This window comes from Sphingomonas melonis (genome assembly GCF_013409985.1).
In the GTDB taxonomy this organism is placed as follows: Bacteria; Pseudomonadota; Alphaproteobacteria; order Sphingomonadales; family Sphingomonadaceae; genus Sphingomonas; species Sphingomonas melonis_A.
This window is the reverse complement of record NZ_JACCBY010000002.1, coordinates 356,093-369,708: the sequence shown is the minus strand read 5'-3', so window position 1 is coordinate 369,708 and position 13,616 is coordinate 356,093. Positions and strand designations below refer to the sequence as shown.

The following is a 13,616-nucleotide window of genomic DNA, read 5'->3' as shown; positions in this document are numbered from 1 at the left end:
CAGGCGCCGGATGCCACGAACAGACACGAACACTGTCGCAAAGTCCTTGATCTGGATCAACCTACTGTGAGCGAGACGGTCCTGATCACCGGCGGCGCCGGCTTCATCGGTCGTTTCGTCGGCGACGAACTGCTCCGCCGCGGCAACCGCGTCCGTGTTCTCGACAGCCTGATCCCGCAGGTCCATGGCGATGTCGAACGGCCACCGCTCCTCAACGACGAGATCGAATTGATCCGCGCCGACGTGCGCGATGGCGATGCGGTGGCCCGTGCGCTTGCCGGGGTCGATAGTGTCATCCATCTCGCCGCCGAAGTCGGCGTCGGCCAGTCGATGTACGAGGTCGAACGCTATACCTCGACCAACGACGTCGGCACCGCGGTGCTGTTCGAGAAGCTGATCGACCAGCCGGTGCGCCGCGTCCTTACCGCTTCGTCGATGTCGATTTACGGCGAGGGCCTCTACCGCGACGCCGATGGCAATATGGTCGAGAATGCCGAACGCGGCGCGGTCCGCGACGGCATGGCCGATTGGGACCCGGTCGATGCGCAGGGGCGCACGCTGACCCCCGTTGCGACGCCCGAGTGGAAGCGGCCGAGCCTCGCCTCGATCTACGCGCTCAACAAATACGTGCAGGAGCGCACCACCCATATCATGGCCAAGCCTTATGGGATCGAAGGCGTGTGCCTGCGCCTGTTCAACGTCTACGGTCCCGGTCAGGCGCTATCGAACCCCTACACGGGCGTATTGGCGATCTTCGCCTCGCGCCTGCTCAACGGCCAGCAGCCGATGATCTTCGAGGATGGCGAGCAGCGCCGCGACTTCGTGCACGTCAGTGACGTGGCGCGTGCGTTCGCCGATGCGCTGGTGCTGCCCGAGGCGGTCGACCAGACCTTCAACATCGGCTCCGGTCACGACCGGTCGGTGACCCAGGTCGCCGAGGCGCTGGCCAAGGCGATGAACAAGAACGACATCCGCCCGGAAATCGTCGGCAAGGCCCGGATCGGCGACATCCGCCATTGCTTCTGCGATACCAGCCTCGCCGAGCAGCGGCTCGGCTTTACCGCGAAACAGGACTTTATCGAAGGGCTCGCCGAGCTTGCCGAATGGGTCGGCGAACAAAGCGCCGAGGACAATGTCGCCAAGGCGCGCGCCGAGCTGGAGAAGCGGGGGCTGGTCGCGTGACCGCCGCCGCTGACGCCCCCATCCTAGTCACCGGCGGCGCCGGCTTCATCGGTTCGAACATCGCCGACCGGCTTGCCCGCGATGGTCATGACGTGATCGTCTACGATGCGCTCAGCCGTCCGGGTGTCGAGCGCAATCTGCGCTGGCTGCAGGATCGCCACGGCGCGCGCATCACCGCGATCCATGCCGATATCCGCAACGCCGACGAACTCGGCCGCGCGGTCGGCGACGCGCGGGCGGTGTTCCACATGGCGGCGCAAGTGGCGGTCACTACGAGCATGGAAGATCCGCGCGACGATCTCGAGATCAACATCCTCGGCACCTTCAACCTTCTCGAGGCGCTGCGTCGCAAACCGGGTACGCCGCTGGTCTTCGCCTCGACCAACAAGGTCTATGGCGACCTTGGTGATCTCGCCTTCGCGCGCGCGGGCGACGCCTATGTGCCGATCGACGAACAGGTGCGGAGCCACGGCATCGGTGAGGATCGTCCGCTCGACTTCCATACGCCTTATGGCGTGTCGAAGGGCGCCGCCGACCAATATGTCCTCGACTATGCCCGCAGCTACGGGGTGCCGGCGGCGGTGCTGCGGATGAGCTGCATCTACGGTCAGCGGCAGATGGGCACCGAGGATCAGGGCTGGGTCGCGCATTTCCTGATCCGCGCGCTCGAAGGCCAGCCGATCACGTTGTACGGTGACGGCTATCAGGTCCGTGACATCCTCGACGTTTCCAACGCCGTCGAAGCCTATATCCATGCCTGGCAGCGGATGGATCGGATTGCGGGCCGGGCGTTCAACCTCGGCGGCGGTCCCGGCAATGCGGTGTCGTTGCGGGTGTTGCTGGCGCATATCGGTCGGTTGATCGGCCGCGAGGTCGCGATCCACGCGTCCGACTGGCGGGCGGGCGATCAACGCTATTTCGTCGCCGATACCCGCGCCGCGGACGCCGCGCTCGGCCTGTCGCCCAAGGTGGCGTGGCGCGACGGCGTCGCCGATCTGGCCCGCTGGCTCGCGGCCGAACGGGGCTTCAACGTCGCCATTCCCGAAGCGCTGCCCGTGGCGGCCGAATGAAGCTGCTGCTTACCACCGACGCGGTCGGGGGCGTCTGGCACTATACGGCCGAACTGGCGAACGCCCTGGCGGCCCGTGGCGTCGAAAGCGTCGTCGCGGTCCTCGGCCCGCCGCCGAGCGCGGATCAGCGCGCGATGCTCCGCCCGGACGCCGCGCCGGCGCCGATCACGCTCGTCACCACCGACCTGCCGCTCGACTGGACCTGCGCCGATGCGGCGCCGGTGTGCGCCGCCGGTGCTGCGATCGCGGCGCTTGCCGCCGACCACGACGTCGACCTCGTCCACTACAATATGCCGACGCTGGCCGCTGCGGCGGCGCTGCCGGTGCCCTCCGTCGCGGTCGCGCATGGCTGCGTGTCGACCTGGTGGCAGGCGGCCCGCGCCACGCCGCTTGCGGCGGACTATCACTGGCATCGCACGCTGACCGGGGAGGGCCTGCGCGCGGTCGATCGCGTCGTCGCGCCGACCGCCGTTTATGCAGCGATCGTGGCGCGCCAGTATCGGCTGACGAAGCCGGTCCTGGCGGTACACAATGGCCGCACCCCGGCGGGTGAGGTCGATCCCGCCGCACCGGTCGCCGATCTCGCGCTGACCGTCGGCCGGCTGTGGGACGGGGTCAAGAACGCCGCCTTGCTCGACCGCGCTGCCGCGCGCCTGCCGATCCCGTTCCTTGCCGCCGGTGCCGCGCGCGGACCGCATGGCGAGACGATCCGGCTCCAGCATCTGCGCGAACTCGGCCACCTCTCCGGCAAGCAGCTTGCCACGCATCTCGCCCGCCGCCCGATCTTCGTCTCCGCCGCTAGCTTCGAGCCCTTCGGCCTCGCGGTGCTCGAGGCGGCGCAGGCGGGCTGCGCGCTCGTCCTGGCCGATATCCCCACCTTCCGCGAATTGTGGGACGGTGCCGCGCAATTCGTGCCGCTCGACTCCGACGGCTGGTGCCGCGCGATCGAGGCGCTGGTCCTCGACCAGCCCCGCCGTGCCGCGCTCGGCGAGGCCGCCCGCGCCCGCGCCGCCCGCTACACGCCCGATGCCACCGCCGATCGCATGCTCGCGCTGTACCGCGCGACGATCGCCTCGCACCCGAATGCCCGGAAAGCCGCTGCATGAAGATCGTCTATTTCACCCACAGCCTCGTCTCCTGCTGGAACCACGGCAATGCGCATTTCCTGCGCGGCGTGCTCAGCGACCTGATCGCGCGCGGGCATGACGTGCGCGTCTACGCGCCCGAGAATGCGTGGAGCCTGACCAATCTCGTGGCCGATCACGGGTCCGAGGGGCTCGACGCCTATCGCGCCGCTTATCCCGAGCTGGGCTCGGTCAGCTATCCCGTCGGTGCCGATGTCGCAGCGATGGTCGACGGCGCCGACCTCGTCCTCGTCCACGAGTGGAACGATCACGATCTCGTCGCCGGGATCGGCCGCCTGCGCAAGACGGGGGCGCCGTGGACGCTGCTGTTCCACGACACGCACCATCGCGCGGTCAGCGAACCCGAACAGATGCGCGCCTACGACCTGTCCGGCTATGACGGCATCCTCGCGTTCGGCGAGACGCTGAGCGAGGTCTATCGCGGCTGGGGCTGGGGCGGGCGCGTCTGGACGTGGCACGAGGCCGCCGACATCCGCCGCTTCCATCCGCCGGAGGTGGAGGGGCCGCGCGACGGCCTCGTCTGGATCGGCAATTGGGGCGACGGCGAGCGGACCGAGGAACTCGAAACTTATCTGTTCGAGCCGAGCCGCGCCGCCGGCCTCGCGCTCGACATCTACGGTGTGCGTTACCCGCAATCGGCGCGCGACACGCTTGATCGCTACGGCGTGCGCTATCACGGCTGGGCGCCCAATGCCGCCGCACCGGGCCTGTTCGCCAGCGCGCTGGCGACGGTCCATGTGCCGCGCCGCTATTATGCGACGATCCTGCCCGGCATCCCCACCATCCGCGTGTTCGAGGCGCTTGCCTGCGGCATTCCGCTGGTGTCCGCGCCGTGGCAGGACAGCGAGGGGCTGTTCCGCGACGGCGAGGACTTCCTCATGGTCCGCTCGGGCGAGGCGATGACCCGCGCGCTGCGCGATATACGAGAGGATAGCGGGTTGAGGGCGGCGCTCGTCGCCTCGGGCCGCGAGACCATCCTCGCCCGCCATACCTGCGCGCATCGGGTCGACGAGCTGCTCGCCATCGTCGCCGGGCTCCGCTCGATTGTCCGGGAGGACGCGGCATGAAGATCGCCTTTTACGGTTCCAGCCTCGTGTCCAGTTACTGGAACGGCGCGGCCACCTATTACCGCGGCATCCTGAAGGCGCTGCACGCCCGCGGCTATGAGATCACCTTCTACGAGCCCGACGCGTTCGATCGCCAGCAGCACCGCGACATCGAACCGCCGCCCTATGCGCGGTCGGTCGTCTACCCCGCTACGATCGAGGCGATGACCGCCGTCCTCACCGAGGCAGCGGCAGCCGACATCGTCGTCAAGGCCAATGGCGTCGGCGTCTTCGATGCGGAACTGCTCGACGGCATTCTCCGCCATGCCCGGCCCGATGCGCTCAAGATCTTCTGGGATGTGGATGCCGCCGCGACGCTCGACGAGATGCGCGCCGATGCCTCCCACCCCGTGCTGCGCGCGCTGCCTGATCTCGACATGGTGCTGACCTATGGCGGCGGCCCGCCGGTGATCGACGCCTATACCGGCTTCGGCGCGGCGCGCTGCATCCCGGTCTACAATGCGCTCGATCCCGAGACGCATCATCCGGTGCCGCGCGACGAGCGCTTCGCCTGCGACCTCGCCTTCCTCGGCAACCGCCTGCCCGACCGTGAGGCGCGGGTCGAGGAGTTCTTCCTGAGACCCGCCGCGCAATTGCCCGGTCAGAGCTTCCTGATCGGCGGCAACGGCTGGGAGAGCAAGGCGATGCCGGCGAACGTCCGCCACCGTGGCCACGTCTATACCGCCGAGCACAACGCCTTCAACTGCACGCCGCGCGCGGTGCTCAACGTCGCACGCGACAGCATGGCGCACATCGGTTTCTCACCGGCGACCCGCGTGTTCGAGGCGGCGGGCGCCGCCGCCTGCCTGATCACCGATGCCTGGGAGGGGATCGAGCAGTTCTTGATCCCCGACCGCGAGGTGCTCGTCGCCCGCGACGGTCAGGACGTCGCCGAGCATCTCGCCGCGCTTACCCCGGCGCGCGCCGAGGCGATCGGCCAGGCCGCGCTCGCCCGTGTCCTCGCCGAGCACACCTATGACCTGCGCGCCGAGCAGGTCGACGCCCTGTTCCAGGCCCATCGTGCGAGGCAGCTGGCATGAGGCTCGTCGTCCTCGGCCTCAGCCTCGGTTCGTCCTGGGGCAACGGCCACGCCACCACCTTCCGCGCGCTGCTCAAGGCGTTCGCGGCGCGCGGCCACGACATCCTGTTCCTGGAGCGGGAGGTGCCATGGTATGCCGGCGACCACCGCGACCTGGTCGATCCCGACTTCTGCACGCTCGCTTACTATCGCGACCTCGACGACCTCACCCGCTGGCAGCCGCAGATCGCGGCAGCCGATGCGGTGATCGTCGGCTCCTACGTTCCCGAAGGTGTCGCGGTTGGCCGCTACGTCCAGGCGCAGGCGAGGGGCACCACCGCCTTCTACGACATCGACACGCCGGTGACGCTCGCCAAGCTGGAACGCGGCGACTTCGAATATCTCTCGCCGGACATCATCCCTGGCTATGACGTCTATCTCAGCTTCACCGGCGGCCCAACGCTCGACCGGCTCGAACGCCAGTTCGGCTCACCCGCGGCGCGCGCGCTCTATTGCTCGGTCGACACCGACGCCTATCGGCCGCTCGTCGTGCCACAGCGCTGGGACCTCAGCTATCTGGGTACCTATAGCGACGACCGTCAGCCGACGCTCACCCGCCTGCTGATTGATGTCGCCCGGGCGCAGCCGCAGCGCCGCTTCGCCGTCGCCGGCCCGCAATATCCCGCGGACCTCGACTGGCCTGCGAACGTCGAGCGGATCGAGCATCTGCCGCCCGCCGACCATGCCGCTTTCTACTCGGCCTCGCGCTTCACGCTCAACGTCACGCGCGCCGACATGATCGCGGCCGGCTGGTCGCCGTCGGTGCGATTGTTCGAGGCGGCGGCCTGCGGCACGCCGATCATCTCGGACCGCTGGGACGGGCTCGACGCGATCCTCGACGACGGCCGCGAGATCATTCTTGCCGACACCACCGCCGATGTCATCGCGGCGCTCGACCGCGATGCCGCGGCGCTCGGCCGGGCGGCACGGACACGCGTGCTCACCGAACACGGTGCCGACACCCGCGCCGCGCAACTCGAAGCGCATCTTCTCGAAAGCCATGCCATGACCGATCGTCCCGTCTCCACCCTCGTCGCCGGGGGGGCCGGCTTCATCGGCTCGCACCTGTGCAAGGCGCTGCTCGACCGGGGCGAGCATGTCGTCTGCGTCGACAATCTCCAGACCTCACGCCCGTCGAACCTCGCGGCGCTCGAGGAGCATCCCCATTTCACCTTCGTCCAGGCCGATGTCATCGAGACGCTGCCCGCGGCGGTGACCGAACGGCGCTACGATCGCGTCTACAATCTCGCCTGTGCCGCCTCGCCGCCGCAATATCAGGCCGATCCCGAACATACGATGCTCACCAACGTCGTCGGCACCAGCCAGCTGCTCCGCCTGGCGGAGGCGCATGGCGCGCGGTTCCTGCTGACCTCGACCAGCGAGGTCTATGGCGATCCCGAACATCACCCGCAGCAGGAAAGCTATCGCGGCTCGGTGAATTGCACCGGTCCGCGCGCCTGTTACGACGAGGGCAAGCGCGCCGCCGAGGCGCTCACCTTCGACTTTGCGCGCATGAAGCGTGCAGACGTGCGCGTCGCGCGGATCTTCAACACCTACGGCCCCAACATGAACCCCGATGATGGCCGCGTCGTCTCCAACCTGATCTGTCAGGCGCTGTCGGGCGAACCGATCACGCTCTACGGCGACGGCAGCCAGACGCGCAGCTTCTGCTATGTCGCCGATCTCGTCGCCGGGCTCATCGCGCTGATGGATGCCGACTTCGATGGCATGGAGCCGGTCAACCTCGGCAATCCCAACGAGATGACGATCAACGAGCTGCTCCGACAGGTCGTGGCGCTGACCGGCAGCACCGCCGATATCGTCCACCGTCCGTTGCCCGTCGATGATCCGCGGCGCCGCCGCCCCGATATCACGCGCGCGCAGGCGGTGCTCGGCTGGACGCCGCGCGTCGCGCTCGACGACGGGCTGGCGCGCACCTGCGCATGGTTCGCGACCGAGATCGGCGCGCCTGCGGGTCTGGCTTTCGCGGCGGAATGAGCCGGCGATGGAACGTTACGCCACCGAACCGTGTTAGAGTGCATTGATGAGAGACGATCCAACAGACAGCGATCCGACCCATTCGGATATCGCAAACTATCCGCGTACCGGCCGGTTCCTGATGGGGCGCGGCCGGTTGCGGATGACGCCAGAAGAACGGCGGGTGCTCGAGGACTCGGCGACGTCCGTGAAGCATTACCCCGCCCGTCACCACCTCGTTCGGCGGGGCGAGCCGGTCGATACCAGCATGATGCTGATCGAGGGCTATGTGACGCGTTACATGGACGACCGCGAGGGCTATCGGCAGCTCGTATCCGTGCACATTCCGGGTGACTTCGTCGATCTGCACGGCTTTCCGACCGGGCGGCTCGATCACGATGTCGGGACGCTCGGGCCGGTCAAGATGGCGCTGTTCGATCACCAGACTTTGGTCGGCATCACCGAACGTCATCCGTCGCTGACCCGCTTCCTGTGGTTCGCGACCCTGATCGATGCGGCGATGCATCGCGAATGGATCTTCCGCCTCGGCCGGCTCGGCGCCGAGGGCCGGCTGGCCCATTTCTTCTGCGAACTGTATGCGCGGCTTGAGATGGTCGGATTGGCGCGCGATGGCCAGTTCGACCTGCCGCTCACCCAGCCCGACCTCGCCGAGGCCTGCGGGCTCACCGGCGTCCACGTCAACCGGACGCTGCGTACGTTGCGCGAGCGCAATCTGCTCACCTTCAAGAGCGGCCGCGTCGAGATCCTCAACCACGCCGGTCTGTGCGCTGCCGCGGAGTTCGCCAGCGATTACCTCTATTCGGATTTCGGCGTTTGGAAAACAGGATGACGCCGGACGACGAGCGGGACGGGCGTCCCTATCCGGTAAATACCGACGCGGGCCGGGTGTCGGTGGAAAATGGCCAGGTGCTGCTCGACGGCCCCGGTGGCGTCGCCGTGGCGATGACGCCCGCCGCCGCTGCGGAGACGGGGCGACGCCTGCTCGCCGCGGTGCATGAGGCGCAGGCGCATCAGCCGGGGTGACGTGACCGGATCAGCGGTTATGGTGGGTCGCTGAACGATCCGGAGACCATCTTGCTGCAATTCCTCGTCGCCACCGCCTTCGGCCTGCCGCTCGTCGCAGGCGCCGGGACGCTGATCGCCACCGATGCCCTGGCGCAGGCGCCCGCGAGCAACCCGCTGCTCGCCGAATGGACCGGCCCCTATGGCGGCGTGCCGCCCTGGGACCAGGTCAAGCCCGAGCTGTTCCCTGCGGCGTTCGAGGCGGCGCTTGCCGAGCGTGCCGCCGATTACCGACGGATCGCCGACAATCCCGCTGTCCCGACCTTCGCCAACACCTTCGTGCCGATGCAGCTTGCCGGCCAGCGCTATGGTCGGGTGATGACGCTGTTCGGCGTGATGACCGGCAATATGAACACACCCGCCTATCAGGCGCTCGACCGCGAATGGTCGCCCAAGTTCGCCGCCGCGTCGGACGCGATCACCTTCGATCCTAAGCTCTTCGCGCGCATCGAGGCGGTCTACGCGGCGCGCGCCAAGCTCGACGCGCAGCAGCAGCGGCTGGTGACGCGCACCTACGACAGCTACGTGCGTCAGGGCGCCAAGCTGAATGCCACGCAGAAGGCGCAGCTTTCGGCCTATAACCAGCAGCTGGCGAGCGCGTTCAGCGACTTCTCCAAGCGCCTGCTTGCCGACGAGGGGACCGCGATCCTCGTCACCGACGAGGCGCAGCTCGCCGGGGTCCCCGACAGCGTCAAGGCGGTCGCCAAGGCTGCCGCCGCCGAACGCGGCCAGACCGGCTGGGCGATCGTCAACACGCGTTCCGCGGTCGATCCCGTCCTCACCTTCGCCAGCAACCGCGACCTGCGCGAGAAGGTGTGGCGCGCCTTCACCAACCGCGGCGACAATGGCGATGCGAACGATACCAATGCGGTGATCGCGCAGATCGTCAAATTGCGTGCCGACCGTGCGCATCTGCTCGGCTTCAAGACGCATGCCGACTGGCGGATGCAGGACACGATGGCCAAGACGCCCGCCGCGGCAATGGACCTGATGCTGCGCGTCTGGCCCGCCGCCAAGGCACGCGTCGGCGAAGAGGTCCGCGACATGCAGGCGATCGCCGACAAGAGCGGCGCGAAGATCACCATCGAGCCATGGGATTACCGCTTCTATCAGGAGCAGGTCCGTAAGGCGCGCTACGACCTCGATCAGGCGCAGCTGAAGCCGTATTTCGAGCTCAACAACATCATCCAGGGCTCGCTCTACGCCGCCAATCGGCTGTACGGCCTCAACTTCAAGGAGATCACCGGCACCGTTCCGGTGTTCGAGCCGAACATGCGCGTCTGGCACGTCACCGATCGCAACGGCAAGGAAGTCGGCCTGTTCTACCGCGACGATTTCGCGCGAACCGGCAAGCGCTCGGGCGCCTGGGCCAACACCTATCGGAACCAGCGCAACCTGGCGCCGGCGCAGACGGTGCTGTCATCGAACAACAACAATTTCGCGAAGGGTGCCAAGGGCGAACCGATCCTGATCAGCCTCGACGACGCGCAGACGCTGTTCCACGAATTCGGCCACGCGATCCACGCGATGCTGCAGAACGTCACCTATCCCGGCCTTGCCGGCACGCCGCGCGACTTCGTCGAATATCCCAGCCAGGTGAACGAGCATTGGCTGCTCACCCGCGACGTGCTCGACAAATATGCGCGCCATTACCAGACCGGCGCCGCGATGCCGCAGGCGCTGCTCGACAAGATCGAGGCGTCGAAGACGTTCAACCAGGGCTTCGCCACCACCGAATATCTGTCCTCGGCAATCGTCGACATGAAGCTGCATACGGTGGCGGACGGGATCGTCGATCCGGACGCGTTCGAACGCAAGACGCTCGCCGAGATCGGCATGCCGAAGCAGATCGTGATGCGGCACCGCCTGCCGCAGTTCAATCACCTCTTCTCGTCGGACAGTTATTCGGCGGGCTATTACAGCTACCTCTGGTCGGAGACGATGGACGCCGACACGTTCGCCGCGTTCGAGGAGGCGGGCAGCCCGTGGGACAAGGCGACCGCCGACCGCTTCGCCAGGATCCTGCTGTCGACCGGCAACGAGACCGACCGCGCCGAAGCCTATCGCGCGTTCCGCGGTCGTGACCCCGACGTCAACGCATTGCTGCGCAAGCGCGGCTTCGCCACCGGAGCCGCCAAATGAGCGGCGCGGCGGCGGTGCCGGCGGGGCGGCTCAAGTCGATCCTCGGCGGCTCGGCGGGCAATCTGGTCGAATGGTTCGACTGGTACGTCTATTCCGCCTTCGGCCTCTATTTCGCTCCGCACTTCTTTCCGAAGGGCGATCCGACCGCGCAATTGCTCAACACCGCCGCGGTGTTCGCGGTCGGCTTCGTCATGCGGCCGATCGGCGCGTGGATCATGGGCATCTACGCCGACCGCCACGGCCGCAAGGCGGGGCTGACCTTGTCGGTGACGCTGATGTGCGCCGGCGCGTTCCTGATCGCGGTGTGCCCGAGCTACGAGACGATCGGCTGGGGAGCGCCGGCGTTGCTCGTGTTCGCGCGGCTGATGCAGGGTCTGTCGGTCGGCGGCGAATATGGCGCGAGCGCAGTCTATCTGTCGGAGATGGCGGGCAAGAACCGGCGCGGCTTCTTCTCGTCGTTTCAATATGTCACGCTGATCGCCGGTCAGTTGCTCGCGCTGTTCACGCTGCTGCTGTTGCAGGGCGTGCTGAGCGAGGGGCAGCTGGAGCAATGGGGCTGGCGCCTGCCGTTCGCGCTCGGCGGCCTGCTCGCGATCGTCGTCTTCCGCATCCGCCGCGGACTGATGGAGACCGAGGCGTTCACCAACGCCAAGGACAAACCCAAGTCGAGCGGCTGGCTGCTCTTCTCGAAACATCCGCGGCAGGCGGCGACGGTGGTGCTGCTCACTGCCGGCGGCACGCTCGCCTTCTATGCCTATACCACGTACATGCAGAAGTTCCTGGTCAACACCAGCGGGTTCAGCCGCGAGACCGCGACCTGGGTGATGACTGGCGCGCTCGCGCTCTACGCGGCGTTGCAGCCGCTGGCGGGGGCGCTGTCCGACCGGATCGGCCGCCGGCCGCTGATGATCGGCTTCGGCATCGCCGGCGTGCTGGCGACCGCGCCGATCTTCACCGCGCTGGAGACGGTCAAGAACCCTGTCGTTGCCTTCGTGCTGGTGATGACCGCGCTCGTGATCGTGACCGGCTACACCGCGATCAATGCGGTGGTGAAGGCGGAGTTGTTCCCAGCGCATATCCGCGCGCTCGGCGTCGCGCTGCCCTATGCGTTGGCGAACACGGCGTTCGGCGGCACGGCGGAATATGTCGCGCTCTGGCTCAAGGACGCCGACATGGAGCGGGCCTTCTACTGGTACGTCACCGCCATGATCGCGGTATCGCTGATCACCTATTGGTGCATGCGCGACACCCAGGCGCATAGCCAGATCGCGGAGGATTGAGGCGTCGTTCCTCCCCGCCCGGCAGGGGAGGGCTATCGGATATGACCTTCGTTTAAGCGCGCCGAGTTCCAAGCCCACCTCGTCACCCCGGACCACGTCCGGGGTTACGAACCCGGTGAGGAGGTCGGTCGAGCTCCTTGCCCCAGCCATATGCGAAGCCCGGCGCAGCGGGCGAGGAACGGTCAGCCGCGCGGCAGTTCGATCGTCGCGCACAGGCCGCCGCCGGCGCGGTTCGCCAGTCGCACGTCGCCGCCCGCCTCGCGCACGATCGTCCGGGCCAGCGCGAGGCCGAGGCCGATGCCGCCGGTGTCGCGGTTGCGTGACGTTTCCAGCCGGGTAAACGCCTCGAACACGGCGGCCATTTTCTCCTCGGGAATGCCGGGGCCGTTGTCTGCCACCTCGATCCGCACCGAGAGCGGGTCGGCGACGAGCCGCACTTCGGCACCGTCGCCGTATTTGACCGCATTCTCGATCAAATTGCGGATCGCGCGCCGGATCAGCGAGGGGCGTAGTCGCATGCGCAGCCGGTCGGCCTCTTCGAACGCGACGTCCTGACCCAGGTCGCGGAAGTCCTCGACTACCGCGTCGACCAGCGCGGCCAGATCGACCTCGGTCAGCGGTTCGCTGGGGCGTCCCATCCGCGCCAGCGACAGGATATCGTCGAGCGTGCGGTTCATCTCGGCGATCGTGTCCGCCATCCGCGCGCGATCGTTGTCGTCCTCGACCGACTCGATCCGCACGCGCAGTGCGGCGAGCGGGGTGCGCAGGTCATGGCCGATCGCGCCCAGCATCCGGTCCTTTTCGTCGAGCATCGCGGTGACGCGCCATTGCAGCGCGTTGAACGAGCGAACCAGCCCGACGATATCGGCGGGCCCGCGTTCCTCGACCGCGACCGGCGTCTCGCTGCCGCCGCGGCCGAAGCGCTGCGCCGCCGCGGTGAGTTCGCGCAGCGGCCGCGAGATGCGGCGCGCGATCCACAGCACCGGCAGCAGCACGACGCCGTAGAGGATCAAGGTCTGCGCGAACAAGCGCCAGAACAGCCGCATGCCGCCATCGTCGCCCCACGGCACGATCACCGCCAGCCAGCCATGGCGCGGTCGCTCGATCGCGATCAGCAGCGCCTGTTCGGGGTGGTCGCTGTCGCGCCGCACGCGGTTGCTGCGCGGAAAGGTGCGGCCGAGCACCGCGTCGTCTGCGGCGGTCCAGTTGCGCACGCCGGTATCGATCCGCCCGACCTCGACGCCCTGTTCGTGCAACTGGTCGCGCAACTCGCTGGCCAGTTCGGGTAACCGCGGAAGGCCGGCCGGGATGGTGTCGCGATCGGCGCGGCGGATGCGGCCGTGATCGCGCGGGATCGGCCGCACGCCCTGCGCCTCGCGCTCGATCGCATCGGCGATGCGGATCGCCACCGGACGCGTCGCCTGCGCCAGCCGGAACGCGGCACGCTCGCGCAGCGCCAGTCCGAAATTGACCGCCTGCGCGACGAACAGCGCCAGCGCGATCAGCACCGCCATCTGTCCGACGAGGCTGCGGGGCCATAATCTCATGCGCCG

At 67.9% G+C, this 13,616-nt stretch carries 11 protein-coding genes; 10 read left to right on the top strand and 1 reads right to left on the bottom strand.

Annotated features, from left to right (window positions below):
* The first annotated feature begins 66 nt into the window (after nucleotides 1-66).
* The 10 genes from HD841_RS08375 to HD841_RS08325 are packed head-to-tail and all read left to right on the top strand — an operon-like array spanning nucleotide 67 to nucleotide 12,063.
* Complete coding sequence (locus HD841_RS08375; RefSeq protein ID WP_179508426.1) at nucleotides 67-1,182, top strand: NAD-dependent epimerase/dehydratase family protein; 1,116 nt, start codon at nucleotides 67-69, stop codon at nucleotides 1,180-1,182.
* Nucleotides 1,179-2,252 (top strand): SDR family NAD(P)-dependent oxidoreductase, encoded by a 1,074-nt coding sequence (locus tag HD841_RS08370; RefSeq protein ID WP_373562965.1) that lies wholly within the window; start codon nucleotides 1,179-1,181, stop codon nucleotides 2,250-2,252. Before HD841_RS08375 ends, HD841_RS08370 begins: the two co-directional genes overlap by 4 nt.
* Complete coding sequence (locus HD841_RS08365; RefSeq protein WP_179508424.1) at nucleotides 2,249-3,358, top strand: glycosyltransferase family 4 protein; 1,110 nt, start codon at nucleotides 2,249-2,251, stop codon at nucleotides 3,356-3,358. The genes HD841_RS08370 and HD841_RS08365 overlap by 4 nt, the downstream gene beginning before the upstream one ends.
* Nucleotides 3,355-4,464 carry a CgeB family protein gene (locus HD841_RS08360; protein WP_179508423.1) on the top strand — a complete coding sequence of 370 codons (1,110 nt, stop codon included), beginning with the start codon at nucleotides 3,355-3,357 and terminating at the stop codon, nucleotides 4,462-4,464. The genes HD841_RS08365 and HD841_RS08360 overlap by 4 nt, the downstream gene beginning before the upstream one ends.
* On the top strand, nucleotides 4,461-5,543 hold the full coding sequence (locus tag HD841_RS08355) for a CgeB family protein (RefSeq protein WP_179508422.1): 1,083 nt from the start codon (nucleotides 4,461-4,463) through the stop codon (nucleotides 5,541-5,543). Before HD841_RS08360 ends, HD841_RS08355 begins: the two co-directional genes overlap by 4 nt.
* A complete protein-coding gene (locus HD841_RS21060; RefSeq protein WP_306455776.1) occupies nucleotides 5,540-7,579 on the top strand; it encodes a bifunctional glycosyltransferase/UDP-glucuronate decarboxylase in 2,040 nt (679 codons plus the stop codon). The genes HD841_RS08355 and HD841_RS21060 overlap by 4 nt, the downstream gene beginning before the upstream one ends.
* A 46-nt stretch (nucleotides 7,580-7,625) precedes the next feature.
* The gene (locus HD841_RS08340; RefSeq protein ID WP_179508421.1) at nucleotides 7,626-8,408 is read left to right on the top strand and encodes a Crp/Fnr family transcriptional regulator; all 783 of its coding nucleotides are present in this window, start codon (nucleotides 7,626-7,628) and stop codon (nucleotides 8,406-8,408) included.
* Nucleotides 8,405-8,602 (top strand): hypothetical protein, encoded by a 198-nt coding sequence (locus HD841_RS08335; RefSeq protein WP_179508141.1) that lies wholly within the window; start codon nucleotides 8,405-8,407, stop codon nucleotides 8,600-8,602. Before HD841_RS08340 ends, HD841_RS08335 begins: the two co-directional genes overlap by 4 nt.
* A gap of 51 nt (nucleotides 8,603-8,653) precedes the next feature.
* A complete protein-coding gene (locus HD841_RS08330; protein ID WP_257015366.1) occupies nucleotides 8,654-10,783 on the top strand; it encodes a M3 family metallopeptidase in 2,130 nt (709 codons plus the stop codon).
* Nucleotides 10,780-12,063 carry an MFS transporter gene (locus HD841_RS08325; protein WP_179508420.1) on the top strand — a complete coding sequence of 428 codons (1,284 nt, stop codon included), beginning with the start codon at nucleotides 10,780-10,782 and terminating at the stop codon, nucleotides 12,061-12,063. The genes HD841_RS08330 and HD841_RS08325 overlap by 4 nt, the downstream gene beginning before the upstream one ends.
* 182 nt (nucleotides 12,064-12,245) lie before the next feature.
* Here HD841_RS08325 and HD841_RS08320 read toward each other — a convergent pair whose 3' ends face one another.
* Nucleotides 12,246-13,610 carry a sensor histidine kinase gene (locus HD841_RS08320; RefSeq protein ID WP_257015364.1) on the bottom strand — a complete coding sequence of 455 codons (1,365 nt, stop codon included), beginning with the start codon at nucleotides 13,608-13,610 and terminating at the stop codon, nucleotides 12,246-12,248.
* Between the last annotated feature and the right edge of the window lie 6 nt (nucleotides 13,611-13,616).

Coding starts and splice junctions, on each gene's coding strand:
- HD841_RS08365 (WP_179508424.1), top strand. CDS start 2,249: ATGAAGCTGCTGCTTACCACCGACGCGGTCGGGGGCGTCTGGCACTAT.
- HD841_RS08360 (WP_179508423.1), top strand. CDS start 3,355: ATGAAGATCGTCTATTTCACCCACAGCCTCGTCTCCTGCTGGAACCAC.
- HD841_RS08355 (WP_179508422.1), top strand. CDS start 4,461: ATGAAGATCGCCTTTTACGGTTCCAGCCTCGTGTCCAGTTACTGGAAC.
- HD841_RS21060 (WP_306455776.1), top strand. CDS start 5,540: ATGAGGCTCGTCGTCCTCGGCCTCAGCCTCGGTTCGTCCTGGGGCAAC.
- HD841_RS08340 (WP_179508421.1), top strand. CDS start 7,626: ATGAGAGACGATCCAACAGACAGCGATCCGACCCATTCGGATATCGCA.
- HD841_RS08335 (WP_179508141.1), top strand. CDS start 8,405: ATGACGCCGGACGACGAGCGGGACGGGCGTCCCTATCCGGTAAATACC.
- HD841_RS08325 (WP_179508420.1), top strand. CDS start 10,780: ATGAGCGGCGCGGCGGCGGTGCCGGCGGGGCGGCTCAAGTCGATCCTC.
- HD841_RS08320 (WP_257015364.1), bottom strand. CDS start 13,610: ATGAGATTATGGCCCCGCAGCCTCGTCGGACAGATGGCGGTGCTGATC.